The sequence below is a fragment of the Bifidobacterium scardovii JCM 12489 = DSM 13734 genome (genome assembly GCF_001042635.1).
GTDB classification, from domain to species: domain Bacteria; phylum Actinomycetota; class Actinomycetes; order Actinomycetales; family Bifidobacteriaceae; genus Bifidobacterium; species Bifidobacterium scardovii.
Genome location: NZ_AP012331.1, coordinates 2987456 through 3005305, shown reverse-complemented (window position 1 = coordinate 3005305; position 17850 = coordinate 2987456). Strand labels below are relative to the sequence as shown.

The 17850-nt window shown below is 65.3% G+C and carries 12 protein-coding genes and 1 tRNA gene; 7 read left to right on the top strand and 6 right to left on the bottom strand.

All coding sequences use genetic code 11. The features are described from left to right. Window positions 1–4 precede the first annotated feature (4 nt). The 3 genes from BBSC_RS12095 (at window position 5) to BBSC_RS12085 (ending at window position 5652) form a co-directional block, all read left to right on the top strand. The gene (locus BBSC_RS12095) at window positions 5–877 is read left to right on the top strand and encodes a carbohydrate ABC transporter permease (protein ID WP_046726036.1); all 873 of its coding nucleotides are present in this window, start codon (window positions 5–7) and stop codon (window positions 875–877) included. A 114-nt stretch (window positions 878–991) separates the two neighbouring features. Further along, on the top strand, window positions 992–3412 hold the full coding sequence (gene yicI / locus BBSC_RS12090; protein ID WP_033519110.1) for an alpha-xylosidase: 2421 nt from the start codon (window positions 992–994) through the stop codon (window positions 3410–3412). Between the two features lie 176 nt (window positions 3413–3588). Next, window positions 3589–5652 carry a glycoside hydrolase family 31 protein gene (locus BBSC_RS12085; protein WP_034535554.1) on the top strand — a complete coding sequence of 688 codons (2064 nt, stop codon included), beginning with the start codon at window positions 3589–3591 and terminating at the stop codon, window positions 5650–5652. A gap of 152 nt (window positions 5653–5804) precedes the next feature. Here the strand turns inward: BBSC_RS12085 and BBSC_RS12080 are convergent. From BBSC_RS12080 to BBSC_RS12070, 3 genes are all read right to left on the bottom strand, one after another. After that, window positions 5805–5877, bottom strand: a tRNA-Ala gene (locus tag BBSC_RS12080). 160 nt (window positions 5878–6037) lie between these two features. After that, entirely contained in the window at window positions 6038–7021 is a 984-nt protein-coding gene (locus BBSC_RS12075) for an aldo/keto reductase (RefSeq protein WP_033518498.1), read from the bottom strand. A gap of 97 nt (window positions 7022–7118) precedes the next feature. Then, complete coding sequence (locus BBSC_RS12070) at window positions 7119–8129, bottom strand: LacI family DNA-binding transcriptional regulator (RefSeq protein ID WP_033518497.1); 1011 nt, start codon at window positions 8127–8129, stop codon at window positions 7119–7121. Window positions 8130–8553: 424 nt separating this feature from the next. On the opposite strand from BBSC_RS12070, the gene BBSC_RS12065 reads away from it, so the two are divergent. The 4 genes from BBSC_RS12065 to BBSC_RS12050 all read left to right on the top strand — a co-directional run bounded on the left by BBSC_RS12065 (window position 8554) and on the right by BBSC_RS12050 (window position 14202). Continuing rightward, window positions 8554–9810: a sugar ABC transporter substrate-binding protein gene (locus tag BBSC_RS12065; RefSeq protein WP_231648983.1), complete on the top strand. Its 1257-nt coding sequence runs from the start codon at window positions 8554–8556 to the stop codon at window positions 9808–9810. A gap of 137 nt (window positions 9811–9947) precedes the next feature. Next, the gene (locus BBSC_RS12060; RefSeq protein ID WP_033518495.1) at window positions 9948–11180 is read left to right on the top strand and encodes a carbohydrate ABC transporter permease; all 1233 of its coding nucleotides are present in this window, start codon (window positions 9948–9950) and stop codon (window positions 11178–11180) included. A gap of 1 nt (window position 11181) precedes the next feature. Continuing rightward, on the top strand, window positions 11182–12063 hold the full coding sequence (locus BBSC_RS12055) for a carbohydrate ABC transporter permease (protein WP_081893126.1): 882 nt from the start codon (window positions 11182–11184) through the stop codon (window positions 12061–12063). A gap of 81 nt (window positions 12064–12144) precedes the next feature. Further along, window positions 12145–14202 carry a glycogen debranching N-terminal domain-containing protein gene (locus BBSC_RS12050; protein ID WP_033518493.1) on the top strand — a complete coding sequence of 686 codons (2058 nt, stop codon included), beginning with the start codon at window positions 12145–12147 and terminating at the stop codon, window positions 14200–14202. Window positions 14203–14712: 510 nt separating this feature from the next. Here the strand turns inward: BBSC_RS12050 and BBSC_RS12045 are convergent. From BBSC_RS12045 to BBSC_RS12035, 3 genes are all read right to left on the bottom strand, one after another. Next, complete coding sequence (locus BBSC_RS12045; RefSeq protein ID WP_033518491.1) at window positions 14713–15411, bottom strand: DedA family protein; 699 nt, start codon at window positions 15409–15411, stop codon at window positions 14713–14715. Window positions 15412–15531: 120 nt separating this feature from the next. Then, window positions 15532–16356: an alpha/beta hydrolase gene (locus BBSC_RS12040; RefSeq protein ID WP_033518489.1), complete on the bottom strand. Its 825-nt coding sequence runs from the start codon at window positions 16354–16356 to the stop codon at window positions 15532–15534. Window positions 16357–16623: 267 nt separating this feature from the next. Further along, on the bottom strand, window positions 16624–17757 hold the full coding sequence (locus tag BBSC_RS12035) for a LacI family DNA-binding transcriptional regulator (protein ID WP_033518488.1): 1134 nt from the start codon (window positions 17755–17757) through the stop codon (window positions 16624–16626). Window positions 17758–17850 lie beyond the last annotated feature (93 nt).

Sequence of the window (17850 nt, the reverse complement as noted above, 5' to 3'; positions counted from 1 at the left end):
GCACATGAGCACCATGAGTGCGGCTGAACTGAAGAGGATCGCCAAGGTAAAGAAGAACCGTACCGCCGGGGACTGGGTGGCCATTGCGTTGCTTGTCGCTGGTGGCCTGGTGATGATATTCCCCTTCATCGTCCTGTGCCTGAATGCGTTCAAGACCGCGGCTGACTACAATGCTAATGGTCCACTGAGTTTGCCGACTATGTTGGCGCTCGATGGCTTTGCCAAGTTCTGGACTCGCGTCAATTTCCCTGAAAAGGTGTGGAACTCGGTATGGACTTCCGGTTTGGTCGCGGTCCTTGCCGTAGCGTTGTCCGTGTTCAATTCCTTTGCTCTGGGCATAGGCCGTGTCCGCGGACGTCGTTGGATCATCCTGCTGATCATGCTGGCGAACATGCTCCCGCAAGAAGCATTGCTGTACCCGCTGTACATCATGTTCAAGGGCATCGGCATGTACAACAATCCGTGGGCCATCGTCATCATATTCACCGTCATTCAAAGCGCCTTCGGCACCTACCTTCTATCGTCCGTGTATGGTACGTTCCCCAAAGCGATTCTTGAGGCGGCGACTATTGACGGAGCCAGCCGGTGGAAGATCCTTAAAGATATCGTGTTCCCGATTTCCAAGCCTACATTGGCGGTCATGTTGGTGTTCTTCTTCATATGGACGTGGAATGACTACATGATCCCTATGGCCTTCCTGATCGATAATTCCTCGCAAACGGTTCCCATCGCGATTGCTTCGTTGTCCGGAGACCGACTGATGGATGTGACTACCACGGCCTCGGCTTCGCTAATCAGCATTGTGCCGACCCTGATCTTCTTCCTTCTCTTCCAGCGGACCTTGTCGAATGGCATTACCACCGGTGCGGTGAAGTAAGAAGGCGCAGCCGCGCTGCAATGGTCAGCCGGCAAAGCATACGCGCTATGAGTCTGGTTCCGGCCGCCTGCCTTCTGGTTGCCGGAACCTTTTTTCCTAAAGGAGCAATACACCATGAAGTTCACCAACGGTTACTGGATGATCCGCGACGGCGTCGACGCGCTGTACGCCCGCGAAGCCTACGAACTGACCGCGAACGAAACCGACGAAAGCCTGAACGTCCTCGCGACCACCTCCGTGGTGCGTGGGCGGTACGATACGCTGAACCTGCCCACGTTCAACGTGGACGTCACGTCCCCGGCCGAAGGTGTGATCCGCGTGGTCGCCCGGCACTGGCAGGGCGCCGCGGAACAGCCGGGATTCCCCCTCAACGCCGATCGGCCCGGCGGGCGCGACTATGTGACCGTCGCGGCGCACGGCAACGGCGACGGCGAAGTCGGCGAGAACGGCGCCGACGTCATGCTGACCACCGGTGGCCTGACCGCCAAGGTGGTCAAGGGCTCGCCGTGGAGCCTGTCGTTCCTCGACGCGGCCGGTCGGACGCTTACCGCGTCCTCGGGCAAGTCGCTGGCTCGCTTCAAGCTCAGCGCGCTGTCCAACGTGACCGCGCAGCCGGTCGGCGAGTTCGGCGTGACGATGGACGGCTCCGCCCGCGACGAATCCGACGTGTTCAGCGCCATCCAACTGCAACTTGGCGTCGGCGAGGAGGTGTACGGCTTCGGCGAGCGCTTCGGCGCATACGTGAAGAACGGCCAGAGCATCGACATCTGGAACGAGGATGGCGGCACCGCCTCCGAGCAGGGGTACAAGGACATCCCGTTCTACATGACCTCCAACGGCTACGGCGTGCTCGTCAATAACCGCGGCCACGTCTCGTTCGAAGTCGGATCCGAGAACACCGAGGCGGTGCAGTTCTCCGTGCCCGGCGAGACCATCGACTTCTGCGTGATCTACGGCCCGACGCCCAAGCAAATCCTCGACCGCTACACCGCGCTCGTCGGACGACCGGCCAACGTGCCGGCGTGGAGCTACGGCCTGTGGCTGACCACCTCGTTCACCACCAAGTACGATGAGGCCACGATCAATTCGTTCATCGACGGCATGGCCGAGCGCGACATTCCTCTGAGCGCCTTCCACTACGACTGCTATTGGATGCGCGAGTTCCACTGGTGCGATTTCGAATGGGACAAGCGCTTCTTCGGCGACATCGAATCCACGCTCGAGCGGCTGCGCAAGGACAAGGGCCTGCACATCTGCGCATGGATCAACCCGTACATCGGCCAGCGCGGCGAGATGTTCGCGGAAGGCCGCGACAAGGGGTACTTGGTGCGCAAGCCCAACGGCGAGGTCTGGCAGACCGATTTCTGGCAGGCCGGCATGGGATTGGTGGACTTCACCAATCCGGACGCCCGCGAGTGGTTCAAGGGCAAGGTCAAGACGCTGCTGAACCAGGGCGTCGACGCCATCAAGACCGATTTCGGCGAGCGTATCCCGCGCGACGTGGTCTGGCACGACGGATCCCCGAAGCTTTCGATGCACAACTGGTACACTCAGCTGTACAACCAGACCGTGTTCGAGGCCGTGGAGGAGACGTACGGCAAGGGCAATGCCTGCCTGTATGCGCGTTCCGCGACCGTCGGCGGCCAGCAGCAGCCCGTGCACTGGGGCGGCGACTGCGAATCCACCTTCAACGGCATGGCGCAGACGCTGCGCGCCGGCCTGTCGCTGACCTCCTCCGGTTTCGGCTTCTGGAGCCATGACATCGGCGGCTTCGAGGGCGCCTGCCCGGATCCGGCCGTATACAAGCGTTGGGTGGCGTTCGGCCTGCTCGGGTCCCACTCGCGCCTGCACGGGTCCACCGTGTACCGCGTGCCGTGGCTGTTCGACGAGGAGGACGAGCGGAACGGCGTCGCATTGGTCCCCGGCCAGACCGCCGTGGACGTGGCACGCAAGTTCACCCGGCTCAAGCTCGAACTCATGCCGTACCTGTTCGAGACGGGCCTGCAGCCGCACCGCAACGGCACGCCGGTGATGCGCTCGATGTTCGTCGAATTCCCCGACGACCTCGCCTGTCATACGCTCGACCGGCAGTATATGCTCGGCCCGTCGCTGTTGGTCGCCCCCGTGTTCACCTATTCCGGCGAGGTGTCGTACTATCTGCCGGACGGCGTGTGGACGAACTGGCTGACCGGCGAGGTGGCGCAGGGAGGCTCGTGGCGCACCGAGACGCATGCTTTCGACTCCATCCCGCTGTGGGTGCGCGACGGCAGCATCGTCGTCACCAATCCGGGCGCGTCCAAGCCGGATCGCGTGTACGGCGAGGACGCGGTGGCTTCGGTATTCCTCAACGATGCCTCGATCGAAACGGCGTCCGCCACGGTCAGCGAGACGGATGGATCGTCCGTCGTCTTCACCGCCCGCCGTACCGGGGCCGGCATCGAAGTGTCCAGCTCCGACGGGCGCGCGTTCCGAGCCCGACTCGGCTCGACCGGCGACATCGTCGCTGCCGGGGACGGGACCGTGCTGCTGGGCTGAGGGAGCGCCGGGGCGAACGCGTTTCCGGCCGCCGGCATCGTCGACGCCGGCGGCCGGAGCCTTGCGGACCCGAGGCCGGGCAGAGCGCTTGGCGGCGTGGCTCGACGGTATAACGCGCGCGGATACGCCCATATACATCAACACATACGTCAATACATGGGAAACGGATCACTATCATGACCATAGAATTCACCATCGAACGTGATGCGCTGGTCTGGACCGGCGACGGCGAGACGCTGCGCATCGAGGCGTGGGGCGCGAACAGCGTGCGCGTGCGCGCCACCCGCAACCGCGCCTTCCAGCCGGTCGATTGGGCGCTGCTGCCGTGCGGGGCTCCGGCGGACGGCGAGGTTTCCGTCACGGTCAGCGAGGACGGGCGTACCGCCACGCTGGCCAACGGCGAGATCGTCGTCAAGGCGGAATCGACCCATTCCCCGTTGCTGAGCGCCGGGTATGAGACCTTCCGCTGTGATCTGAGCTTCTGGAACGCCAAGGGCGAACTGCTGTTCCGCGAGCATTCGCAGGGCGGGTCGCTGCTGCTCAAAGCGCGGGACTACGCCCCGGTCTCCGGCGAGAGCTTCGCCGTCACCGCGAGTTTCAGTGCCGATCCCAAGGAACGGCTGTACGGCATGGGCGAGTACCAGCAGGATGTGCTGGACCTCAAGGGCTGCACCTTCGAGCTGGCCCACCGCAACTCGCAGGCATCCGTGCCTTTTGTCGTCTCCTCCAAGGGCTACGGGTTCCTGTGGCACAATCCGGCGATCGGGCGCGCCACGTTCGGCTGCAACCGTACCGAGTGGGCGGCGCAGTCCACCGATCAGATCGACTATTGGGTCACCGCGGGCGGCACCTATGCGCAGATCGAGGCCCAGTACGCCGACGCGACCGGGCATGCGCCGGCGATGCCCGAGTGGGGCATGGGCTTCTGGCAGTGCAAGCTGCGCTACTGGAACCAGGAGCAGCTGCTCGATGTGGCGCGCGAGTTCAAGCGCCGCGAGATCCCGCTCGATCTCATCGTCATCGATTTCTTCCACTGGCCCCACCTTGGCGACTACAAGTTCGAGGACGAATTCTGGCCGGATCCAGAGGCGATGGTCGCCGAACTCGACGCGGTGGGCGTCAAGCTCATGGTGTCGGTCTGGCCGCAGGTGTCCACCGCGTCCGAGAATTTCGTGGGAATGAAGCGTAACAACTATCTGGTCAGCACGGAAGCCGGGCTCAACCTCGACATGATGTTCGAAGAGCCCTGCGTCAACTACGACCCGACCAACCCGGGCGCCCGCGCGTTCGTGTGGGATCGTTGCCGCGAGAACTACTGGGACAAGGGCGTGCGCGCATTCTGGCTCGACGAGGCCGAACCCGAATACGGCGTCTATGATTTCCGCAACTACCGGTACCACCTCGGCAGCGACCTCAACGTCGGCAACGTGTATCCGCAGGCCTACAACCGCGGGTTCTACGAAGGGCAGCTGGAGGCCGGGGCCGAAGGGGAGATCGTCAACCTCACCCGATGCGCGTGGGCCGGGTCCCAGCGCTACGGGTCGCTCGTCTGGTCGGGCGACGTCGGGTCGACCTTCGCGGATCTGCGCTCGCAGATCACCTGCGCGATCCATATGGGCATGGCCGGCATCCCGTGGTTCACCACCGATATGGGAGGGTTCCACGACGGCGTGATCGATTCGGATTCCTTCAAGGAACTGCTCGCCCGCTGGTGCGCGTTCTCCTGCTTCCTGCCGGTGATGCGCAACCACGGCGATCGCAGCCTGCACGAGCCGTCCGGCAAGGAAACCGTGACGACCGCGGCTGGCGAACACCGCTCGCCGTCCGGCGCCGACAACGAGCCGTGGAGCTACGGGCCGCAGATCGAGGCGGTGTTCCGCAAGTACATTCGCGTGCGCGAGGCGATGCGCCCGTACACGCGCGAACTGTTCGCGGCGGCGCACGAAAACGGCCAGCCCTTGGTGCGCGGCCTGTTTTACGAGTTCGCTCAGGATGAGCGGGTCGCCGATATCGCCGACGAGTATCTGTACGGTCCGGATATCCTGGTCGCGCCGGTCGTGGAGGCCGGGGCGCGCTCGCGTGCCGTCTACCTGCCCGGGGACGCGTCGACGACGTGGACCGATTTGCGGGACGGCAGCGTGTACGCCGGCGGACAGACCGTCGTCGCGGCTGCCGGCCTGGATACCGTGCCGGCATTCGCGCGCGATGGCCGTGACCATGGCCTGATCGGGTTGCTGTAAGGCTTGGCTGCGCCGGCTGCTCCTGAGATTCTTAGCACGCAATATCACGGATTCGCGTGCTAAGAATCTCAGGAGCAGCCGCGGAATCGCGGCCGAGCATGGATTAAAAAAAGAAATGGCTTCCCGCGGTGGAATGAATGCAGGAAGCCAAGTGGAGCTGATGGTAATCGAAACCACGACCTCTTCGATGCGAACGAAGCGCTCTACCAACTGAGCTACAGCCCCGTGGATGTTGTCTTGCTCCGCAGGACAACTCACGTCACTTTAATACGACCCGTGGTCAAATGCAAATTCACCGCGCAAAATTTTTCCGCGTGTCTTGTGTCGGGTTTCGGGTCGGGTGCGTCCAGTCCGGGCGTGCCCGACCCGAGAAGGGGAGGGCTGCCTAGGCCGGCTCGTCCGCTTCCAGATCCAGCCAGGCGGATTCCTGCGCCGTGAGCGTGATATCCGTCGCGGCGACGTTGCCGTCGATGATGGCGTTGCTCGAGCTGGACACCAGCGCGAAAAGATTCAGCCCCTGATTCAGCGCCCAGGCGATGGCGATCTGCGGCACGCTGGCGCCGAGCCGCGCGGCGAGGATCTCCGCTCGGCGCAGTCGTTCGAAGTTGCCGGGGGAGAGGAATCCGGTCTGCGCGGCCCCGTCCAGCACGGCCTTCGCCTCATCGGGGTCGTCGGCGTGGACCAGGCCGGACATGAACCCGCGGCCCAGCACGGAGAACGCGAACACCGGCATCTGGTTGGCCCGGTACCACGCGCGGTCCTCGGCATGATCGGGCCCGCCGAGCGTGGTGCTCACCCCGACCCATGGATTGCGTTCCTGCACGGCGAGGCTGTAGTTCGGCGACGACACCGCGAAGGGCACCAGACCGTGCTCATGCGCGTAGTCGTTCGCCTCCTGGATACGCTGCGGGCTCCAGTTGGACCCGCCGAACGCGCGGATCTTGCCGGCGCGGTGGTGCTCGTTCAGCCATTCGACGATCTCGCCGGCCGGCACGGCCGGGTCGTCGCGGTGCAGCAGGTACACGTCGATGTACGGCGTGCGCAGCTGGTCCAGCGATTCCGCCAGGTCGTCGTCCAGATCGCGCTTGGTCACACGGCTGCGGTCCCAACCCTCGCCCCACGCCGGATGGCAGCCCTTGGTCTCGATCACCAGCCGGTCGCGGTCTCCGTGCCGTTCCAGCCAGCGGCCAAGCTGCTCCTGCGCGTGGCCGTACTCCTTCGCGCAGTCGAAGGTGTTGATGCCGGCCTCGACCGCGTGGTCGAGCAGCTCGGACGGGTCGCCTTCGCCGCTGAGCATCGGGCCGAACGCCGTGCCGAATACGATGCGTGATGCCGGGGTGTCGACCCCGGCGATGGTGCCGTACTTCATGATGTGCGCTCCTTGTGTTGGATGTGTCGGGTAGTCGGAATGATGCCGGGCACGGCGCCGGGTGCCGGCCTGTGCCGGGCGGCGGTGGCGTGCGGGCTCATCGGATGATGATCTTCGGCGGCAGCAGCACGTGGCAGTCGTCGACCCCGTTCTGCAGGTCCGGACCGGCGTCGAGCCGCTCCTGGATGATGCGCATGAGCTCGCGGGCGCTTTCGGTGAGCGGCTGGGCGATGCTGTTCAGCCCCATCGACTCCGCGGTCGCCGTGTCGTCGAATCCGCTGACCGCGATCCCGTCGTCGCCGCTGCCCGCGGCCAGGGCCAGCCGTGCTCCGGTGGCGATCGTGTCGCTGACGCAGATGATCGCGTCGATGTCCGGCCGCCGCTCCAGCAGCCGGGTGCAGGCGATCTGCGCGGAGAAGATCTCGTCCTCGGCGGTGTCGCTGAGCGTGTCCAGCTCGTCCTCGGTGGCCATCCTCGCGCCGAGCATGACGTCCTGCCAGCCCATGCGCCGGTCGTTGCCGGTGCCCGACAGCCCGGGCCACCCGATGAACCCGATGTGCTTGCGGCCGTGCAGGATCAGATACTGGGCCATGTCCGCGATGCCGTGCCGGCCGTCCACGTCGACCCACGGCACGCTCGGGTCGTACATGTCGTCCAGGCCCCACGGGCGACCGAACAGCACGAAGGTCTGCCGGTGCTCGTTGAGCCAGTTGATGCGCGGGTCGCCGTGCGCGGTATCGGTGAGGATGAAGGCGTCGACGTCGCCCTGGGCGCTCAGCGCCGCGAACTGGCGGATCTCGTCCTGATGCGAGTCCGTTTTGTACAGCGTGACCCGGATGTTGCGCGCGTCGGCCTCGGTGACCAGCGCGTGCAGCAGGCGGTCGTAGACCTGCGAGCGGCTGGTCGGCGCGATGCCGATGGCGATGGTGTTGCTGCGCTGCATGCGCAACCGCCGTGCGGAGGCGTTGGGGGTGTATTTGAGCCGCTTGATCGATGCGGCGACCAGTTCGCGCGTGGCCGGCTTGACGATGTCGGGGTTGTTGATGCAGTTGGATACGGTCTGCGGCGAAACGCCGGCGTCTCGGGCAACGTCCTTGATACTGACCATGGGCCCTCCTTGGAGTGTGTTCGTCGTGCCGGAACGGGGCGTCGCGGCGGTGGCCGATCCGGCCGCGCCCATCGCGCCCGCCGTTGCGGTGCGACACGCCCGGCGCGTGACGGTGCCGGCATGCCGCTGCGAGCGGTGTGCGAACGCCATTGTTACGTTCCAGTCCCACGCCTGATTTGACAGCCGCGAACTCTGCTGTTTATTATATAACTACTTTTTTAGAACGTAAAAATTAGATCGGCGGTCCTCGATGTTGAACTGCCGATCGATCGACATTGAGAACGCCGGTATTACAGTCTCCACTAGTGGTTTGGGTTGCTCGATGGCGAAAATTTTAACGATCTAAAAAATACAGGCAACATCAGGTGCGCCATCGCGTGGAACCATGCGCGGAGCCCTGCGAACACGCTGTGAAAGGAACTCGATGATGAGAAGGAAGCTTACTGTAGTGACCGCGGCCTCCCTGGCCGTGCTGACCATGCTGGCCGGCTGCGGCGGCGGCAGCGGATTCGACGACAGCTCCTCGGACGCCAAGTCCGGCGGCCTGACCGACGACAGCTCCAAGGGCCTGACCGTGCTGATCGGCTCCTCGGGCGACATCGAGACCGAGGCGGTCAAGAAGGCCGTGGCGGACTGGGCCTCGAAGAACAACCAGAAGGCCACCGTGCAGGTCGCCAACGACATGGCGCAGCAGCTGTCCCAGGGCTTCGCCGGCGGCGATCCGGCCGACGTGTTCTACCTGGCGCCCGAGCAGCTCGCCGGCTACGCATCCAACGGCTCGCTGCTCGCGTACGGCGAGGACCTGAAGAACAAGAGCGATTTCTACGACAACCTGCTGCAGACCTTCACCTACGACGGCAAGCTCTACGCCGCCCCGAAGGACGTCTCCACCCTGCAGCTGGTCATCAACACCGACATGTGGTCCGCGGCCGGCCTGACCGACGCCGACTACCCGACCACGTGGGACGAGCTGGCCACTGTGGCCAAGAAGCTCACCTCCGGCGACCACGTCGGCCTCGCCTTCAACGGCGAGTACGCCCGCATCGGCGTCTTCCTCAAGCAGGCGGGCGGCGGCCTGGTCAGCGACGACGGCACCAAGGCCATCGCCAACGACGACAAGAGCGTCGCCGGCCTGCAGGAGGTCAAGGACCTGCTCGACACCGGCACCGTCAAGTACGCGTCCGACCTCGGCACCGGCTGGGGCGGCGAGGCCTTCGGCTCGAAGAAGGCCGCGATGACCATCGAGGGCAACTGGATCACCGGCGGCCTGTCCAAGGACTACCCGGACGTCAAGTACAAGGTCGTGCCGCTGCCCGAAGGCCCTGCCGGCAAGGGCACCATGCACTTCACCAACGGCTGGGGCATCGCCGCCGACAGCAAGAACCAGAAGGGCGCCGTCAGCCTGGTCGAGTACCTCACCAGCGACGACGTGGTGATGGACTTCGCGAAGGCCTTCGGCATCATGCCCGCCACCAAGACGCTCGCCGACAAGTGGAAGAGCGAGTTCCCCGACCTCGGCGCCTTCATGGACGGTCTGGACTACTCCGTGACCGTGCCGACCGCCAAGGGCGCCGCCGACGTGATCACCGATCTCAACGCGCAGCTCGAGGGGCTCAAGGGCGGCGACGCCAAGTCGATCCTCGACAAGACGCAGACCAACCTCGAGGCCATCCTCAAGTAAACCGGCGCATCCGCAGCCGTTCCGCGGCTGAACGCGCGTCCCGTGCGCCAGCCCGGAACGCGCTCCCCATCGCGGCGGCCGGCGCTCCCGGCCGCCGCACCATGGAATAGCCTGCATCACAACGAAGGAGTCGTAGCATGTCCTCATCGCAGAAGGCGCCGGAACCGCGCCGGACCGGTGCGAGGAAAACCGAGCGCCAGCGCATCGACCGCAAGGGTCAGGAGGTCTCCGGCTGGCTGTTCTGCCTGCCGATGATCCTCATCCTCGGCGTGTTCATGTTCATCCCGATCGTCATGGCGCTGTGGGTGAGCGTGTCGAACTGGAGCGGGCGCGGCACTCCGTTCGGTGCGAACGTCGACTTCGTGGGGCTCAAGAACTACACCGACGTGCTCACCACGCCGGGTCTTGCCCAGAGCGACTTCGGCACGGCGCTGCGCAACAACGCGTGGTACACGCTGCTGGTGGTGCCGCTGCAGACGCTGCTGTCCCTCGTGCTCGCCGTGATGCTCAACCGCAAGATCCTCAAGGCGCGCGGCTTCTTCCGCACGGCGTTCTACTTCCCGTCGGTCACCAGCTCGGTGGCGATCACCGTGCTGTGGCTGTTCCTGTTCAACGCGGCCGGCCCCATCAACGCGATGCTCAAGTGGTTCGGCGTCAACGGCCCGAACTGGTTCAACGACCCGCGCGGCATCGTCCACATCCTGCTTTCGGCGTTGGGCGTCAAGAACGGCCCCGCGGCGCTCACCGAGCACAGCTTCCTCGGCGTGAGCGCGTGGGACTGGCTGTCCGGCCCGTCGGTGGCGATGTTCGCCATCATCCTCATGGTCGTCTTCACCACCTCCGGCACGTTCATGCTCATGTTCGTCGCCGCGCTGCAGAGCATCGGCGAAGCCACCGAGGAGGCGGCGATCATGGACGGCGCCTCCCCGTGGCAGCGCATGTGGAAGGTCACCGTGCCGCAGCTCAAGCCGACGATCTTCACCGTCGTCACGCTGGGCATCATCGGCACCTGGCAGGTGTTCGACCAGATCTACACCGGTACGCAGGGCGGCCCGGCGAAGACCACGCTGACCACCGCCTACCTGTCGTACAGCGCGGCGTTCAACAGCCAGGAATGGGGGCGCGGCGCGGCCATCTCCTTCATCCTGTTCGTCATCATCATCGTGATGACGTGGATCCAGCGCTGGGTGATGAGGGACAAGAAGATGTCCCGCCGTCGCCGCGCCGACTACGAGGCCATGAAGGCCGAGGCCCGCTCCCTGCACCGCGACGAGCTCGCGGCGCTCAGGGTCGGGCGCCCGGCGCAGGCCCGGGCCGAGGCCGCCTCGGCAGGCGGTACAGCAGACGACGCAGCAGAAAGGGGAATCTGACATGAGCAACGCGATATCCGGCACGCCGCATTCCAACCGCAACGAATCGGGGATCAAGCGTATCCTCCACAGCGGCATCATCCTGTACGTCATCCTGATCGCGCTGGCGCTGGTCTACATCATGCCGTTCGTCATCCAGATCGCCACCTCGTTCAAGACCGACGCCGACGCCACCGCCAACCCGGTGTCGCTGATGCCGGAGATCTGGACGACCGCCGCCTACAAGAAGCTGTTCCTGAACTCGGACTTCCCGGTATGGTTCAAGAACTCGTTCATCGTGACGATCGTGGTGACCGTCGGGCGCGTGTTCTTCGACTCGCTGGCCGGCTATGCGCTCGCGCGCATCGACTTCCGAGGCCGCAACGTCATCTTCAGCATGCTGCTGGCGGTGATGAGCGTGCCGATGGTGGTGCTGCTCATCCCCAAGTTCCTCATCATCAAGAGCCTGGGCATCTACGACAGCTACGCTGGCATGATCCTGCCGCTGCTCATCGACGCGGCCGGCGTGTTCATCATGAAGAACTTCTTCGAGTCGATCCCGCGCTCCGTGGAGGAGCAGGCGATGATCGACCGCGCCGGCACCTTCCGCATCTTCTGGTCGATCGTGCTGCCGATGGCGCGCCCCGCGATCGTGACGATCTCCATCCTCTCGTTCCAGGGGTCGTGGAACGAGCTGTCGCACTTCATCGTCTCGACCCAGTCGTCGGCGCTCACCACCCTGACCAAGGGCGTCGCCTCGCTTGCCAGCGGCCAGCTGTCCGCCGGCAACCAGTACCCGGTCAAGCTCGCCGCCGCGGTGGTCATGACCATCCCCGTCGCCGTGCTGTTCTTCATCTTCCAGAAGCAGATCATGAACAGCTCGGAGGGCTCGGTCAAGGAGTAGCGGACCGGCGCAGGCGATCAGCATCGACCGATCGGCACCAGTCGATCGGTACCATTCATCAACTCATCACTGGAGACATTTATGACCAACACCACTGAGCAGGTACGACAGCCTTGGATGCACGACATGAAGCCGCTTGTCGTGGCCCCGGCCCAGCTGTGGAGCGATGCCGACGGCGCGGTCGACGCCCGTGAACCGCACGCCGGAGCGGCCAGCATCGCGGGATTCTACGTGGGCGACACGCGCCTGATCTCGCGCATCGTGCCGGCCGTGAACGGCGAGACGCCGACCGCGCTTGCCTGGCATTCGCCGGGCACGGGCCGCAGCGTGACCTCGATGGTCGCCCGCAATATCGACGGCCCGACCGTCGACCCGCAGATCCGCGTCGACGAGCGCCGTGAACTGGCCCCCGACGCGCTGGCGGAACGGTTCGTGCTGCGCAGCAACCTCGACGTCGACCGTGAGATCGAATTCTCCGTAAGGCTGCGCTTCGACATGGCCTCGATGCAGGAGGTCAAGGGCGGTGCGCCGTCCGCCGCGGCCCGCGACGGCAAGGTGTCGGTGGCGCTGGAGGAGGGCGGGCGCGTGGCCCGGGCCTCGTACGGCGATCTGGTTGTGGCCGTCGCCCCGACTCAGGCCGATGGCGCGCAGGGTGATGAACCGGCGTCGATCAGCGTGGACGGGCTGGAGATCGGCGTGGTTTGGCGCCTGAGCGTGCCAGCCCGCGGAACCGCCGACGCCGGCGTGCACATCGCGGTCAGCGCGCCGCGCAACGCAGTCTCGGCGGCGCATGCCGACTGCCCGTGGGCCAACGTGCGCGTGGCGTCCGCCGATAATCGCGTGGCCGACTGGGTGAACGCCTCGCTGCGCGATCTCGACGGTCTTCGCATGTCGATTCCCGCCCTGCCGAACGACGAATTCCTTGCGGCCGGCGCGCCGTGGTTCTTCACGCTGTTCGGCCGCGACTCGTTGTGGGCCGCGCGGTTCATGCTGCCACTGACCACGCGCACCGCCATGGGCACGCTGCGCACGCTGGCGCATTTCCAGGCCACCGCATCCGATCCGCAAACCAATGCCGATCCGGGCAAGATCATGCACGAGCTGCGCGCCGAGCCGCTGGTGCAGACCGGCGCGTTCGACGACGGCACCGCGCTGCCGCCGCTGTACTACGGCACGATCGACGCCACCGAGCTGTGGATCATCCTGCTGGCCGAGGCGGCGCGTTGGGGTGCGCCCGAGAGCGAGGTGCGCGCGCTGCTGCCGAACCTCGAGGCCGCGATGGCGTGGATGCGCGACTGGGGCGATTGCGACGGCGACGGTTTCCTCGAGTACATCGACCGTACCGGCCACGGCCTGAGTAATCAGGGCTGGAAGGATTCCGGAGACTCGGTGCGCTGGAATGACGGGCGCATCGCCGAAGGGCCGATCGCGCTGTGCGAAGTGCAAGGGTACGCGTACCAGGCAGCGGTGCTCGGCGCGGATCTGCTCGAGCGGTTCGGCCGGCCCGGAGCCGGGGAATGGCGCGAATGGGCCGCCCGCCTCAAGACGCGTTTCAACGAGGCGTTCTGGGTGAACGACGGGCAGGGGCGCTATCCGGCGATCGCGCTGGACGTCAACAAGAAGCCGGTCGACTCGCTGACCAGCAACGTCGGCCATCTGCTCGGCACCGGCATCCTCGACGAGGACAGCGTGCGCGATGTGGTGGCGCGCCTGAGCGGCGACGACATGCTCAGCGGCTACGGCGTGCGCACGATGAGCTCGCTGGCCGGCGGGTACTGGCCGCAGAGCTACCACTGCGGTTCGGTGTGGGCGCACGACAGCGCGATCGTGATGAACGGCCTGCGCGCCGAGGGCTATGTCGACGAGGCGCTGCGCGTCGCCGAGGGACTGGTGGCCGCCGCTGCTTCGTTCGGCTATCAGATCCCCGAATTGTATTCGGGCGACCCGGCCGTGGACGCCGACGGCGTGGCTGCCGGAGGCCCGGCCGCCTATCCGGCGGCCTGCCACCCGCAGGCCTGGTCGGCCGCCTCGTCGGTGTGCGTGCTGGCGCTGCTGCTCGGATTGGAGCCGGATGTCGGGGCCGGGGCGGATGCTCCGGTTGATTCCCCGCTGGCGCGGGGGCTGCGGCTGGAGCGCTGAGCGCTCTTTCGGCGAGAGGGCGCTGCCACCTCGTGGACGCGGTCTCTCGCCGTGGAACCTTTGGCGAGAGGGCGCCGCCGGTCGTTGGCGGCAATCTCTCGCCAGTGAGCTTCTTGGGAGGAGCTTTGCGCCGGAAGGTGGCGTGACTGTCTCTCTGATGGCCGTGGGCGAGCGGTTTCTTCCGATTGGTGGCAGTGCTGTTCCGTTGAATGCCTTCTAGCGAGAGGTTGCTGCCGGAGCGTGGCGGATATCTCCCGATAGGAGCCATAGGCGAGAGATCCCCGCCAGTCGCCGGCAGCGGTATCTCGCCTACGATGCCCTCCGCTGGAGAGCGCTTCCGGTTACCGGCAATGACCTCTCGCGCGAATCGGGAAAAACCGTTCCGAAACCGGGGAAGAGAAACGGGTCAAAGAGCCGTTGCCGGCTGAAACCGCCCCGGATCGCAAAAGCCTCCCGGCGGAAGTGCGCCGGGAGGCTTTTTGTTTTGGCCGTGTTCGGTGAGGTCTTGGCTCACTTCGCGGCGTGCTTCGCGGGCGCGTCCGCGGCCGGCTTCTTCTTGCCGAACTTGGCCTTGAGCAGGCCGACGATGGTCGGCACGAGCGAGACGGCCAGAATCAGCACGATCACGAGTTCGAAATGCTTCTGCACGGCCGGGATGTTGCCGAAGAAGTAGCCGAGGAACGTGAACAGCGAGGACCAGACCAGTCCGCCCAGCACGCTGAACGGGGCGAAACGGGCCCAACGCATGCCCGAGATGCCGGAGATGAACGGCATGAACGTGCGGATGAACGGGAAGAAGCGGCCGAGGAACACGGCGAGCGGTCCCCATTTCTCGATCATCTTCTCGGTCTGGGCGATGCGCTCGGGCGTCATGGCCTTGACCTTGCCGGACTGGATGATGCGGCGGCCGAAGAAGTGCCCGATGAAGTAGTTGCACTGGTCGCCGACGATCGGGGCGAGCCAGACCACCGGCAGCAGCACCATGAGGGGCAGCGCCACCTTGCCGGTCGTGGCGTCAGGCGCGGCGAAGACGCCGGCTGCGAACAGCAGCGAGTCGCCGGGCAGGAACGGGAAGAAGACCACGCCTGTCTCGATGAAGACGATCAGGAAGATGAAGCCGAGCGTAGGCGCCACGCCCATGGCGATCCATCCGGCGATCGCGGCGCGCGGATCTTTCAGCAGTTCAACGATAAAGTTCACGAAACCCATGGAAATCCCGTCAGTAGTGGATTAATGGTCAATGCTCAAACGACACACACCATACCAGCTGGCCTCTAAGAACGGGATGGGCGCCACGGGAGGTCGCCGCGGGTCGCGGCCGTTCGCGTCTTACGCGAGGGTGCGTCGAAGCCAGTCGAGCGCCAGCCGCGGCCATACCTGGATGCACTCGACGGTGTTGGCCACCTTGCCCTCCCAAGCGGTTTCCACGGTGCCGAGCGCGAGACCGTGGGCGCCCTCGGGGAACAGATGCGCCTCGATGGGCACCCCGGCGGCCTTGCACGCCTGGATGAGCATCAGGGTGTTCTCCACCGGCACGGCTTGGTCCGTCACCGTATGCCAGGCGAAGACGGGCGGGGTCTTCCCGTCGATGTGCTTTTCGATCGACAGGGCGTCCAGCCAAGCCGGATCACCGGAACGGTCGGGGCCAAGCACCGCGTCGAAGCTGCCGCGGTGAGCGAACGGGCCGGAGGTGATGACCGGGTAGGAGAGCATCAGGGCATTCGGGCGTACCGCATCCGGGTCGTAACCGTGCTCGCGCAGGGTATCGTCCCCTGCCGTCGTGGCGAGGTTGGCGGCCAGATGGCCGCCGGCCGAGAACCCGCTCACGGCGATCCGGTCCGGGTCCACATGCCATGCGTCGGCATGCGCGCGGATCAGCCGCATGGCCTCGGCGGCTTCCAGCAGGGCGGTCGGGTACCGGCTCGGCTGGCACGAGTAGCGCAGGATGAACGCGTTGTACCCGGCGCCCACGAATTTGAGCGCGATCGGCTCGGCCTCGCGGTCGGAGGTCATCACATAGCCCCCTCCGGGGATCACCAGCACGGTCGGCCGGTGACGATTCGGGTCGACTTCATCGCTGTTGTCGATCGCATATCCGATGAATCGGGCCTCGCTGCCGTCGATACCGGTGATGGTCTGGTCAATGTACTGCATGTTCGATCCTTCTGCGGGCGCCATGTTGGGGATATGGGACATCGCAGGGGCGCCCTTTGCTCCGAATATCTACTGTACTCGTCAGGCGCATATTCCATGCGGCTTCCCGCCCGAATGCAGTGATTTCGCACCTCGATGCGGCAAAAGCCGAGTTGTCGGTGCGAGTACCCGTTGCGAACGGCGTTTTGAACGTTACAATCTGGCGTTATGGGCAAAAACAACCGGTTTCACTACGAGCCGGCGCACCGACAACTCGGCATTGCTGGACTATTCCCGGGTCTCTGACGCCATATCGCCTTCGCAGCTTTCGCGCAGCAGCACGGTGACCGGCAGCTCGATGGCGATGGGTGGGGCCGTGGGATTCTCGATTCGCTGCGCCAGCACGGATACGGCGGCACGGCCCAGATCGAGCATGGGCTGGCGCACGGTGGTCAGGCGCGGGACGACGCTGGTCGTCTCCTTGATGTCGTCGAAACCGGTGACGATCACATCGTCGGGAATGGCGATGCCCGCCTCGTTCAACGCCTGGATCGCGCCGAGCGCCATCTGGTCGTTGGCGCAGACCAGCGCGCGGGGCAAGCGGCGGCGCTTGATAAGGTCGGCGGTGATGTCGTGGGCCAGGTGACTGCGGAACTGCCCGCGGTAGATGGGCGCCGTGGCCGGGTTGATGCCGTGGAAGGACAGCGCCTCCTGGAATCCCTCATAGCGCTTGTGATTGTCCGGGGAGTCGTCGGGACCGGCGATGTAGGCGAAGGAATCGACATGGTGGGCGTCGATAAGGTGATTGACCAGGGCCTTCATGCCCTTGCGGTTGCTGACCCGCACCAGATCGGCGTTCGGCAGGTCGTCCTGCGGCGCGTTCGCCACCATGACCACGGGGATGCGCCGGCGCAGGAAAGCGAGCGTCGCATCCGGGATGCTGCGCGCCAGCACCACCATGCCGTCGACCTTGCCGGCCATGTCGGAGACGAGCGCTGTGATGTCCTCCTCGCTGTGGCCGAGCCCGATGTTGATGAGCAGGGAGCGCCCTTGGTGCCACGCCTCGATCTCGCTGCCGCGCAGCACCTCGTCGAAGTAGAGGCGGTCGGGCTGGGGGAGCGCGGAACCCTCGGCGGGCGGGTCGGGGCGAAGCAGCGCCTCATCCTTGGTGGAAGGCGTGAAGTCGCGCAATTGCTCCACGGCGTCGAAGCCGGGCAGGAACATGCCGATGACCCCGGTTTTCTGCGTGGCCAGCCCTTGCGCGCTGCCGCTGGGCACATAGCCGAGGATGCGGATGGCGTCCTGCACGGCGTCTCGCGTGGCGGGCCGAACGGTTTCCGGAGTGCGCAGTACGCGGGAGACGGTCGCGATGGACACCTTCGCCTGCTTCGCGACGTCGTATACGGTAGGCCTTTTTGCCACAGTGCACGACCTTTCTTACATTTGTTTTCGTTCAGTTCTTACATATATTGTGCATCATGGCGCATGTGAAACGCGCCGATGAAAGCGCTATAG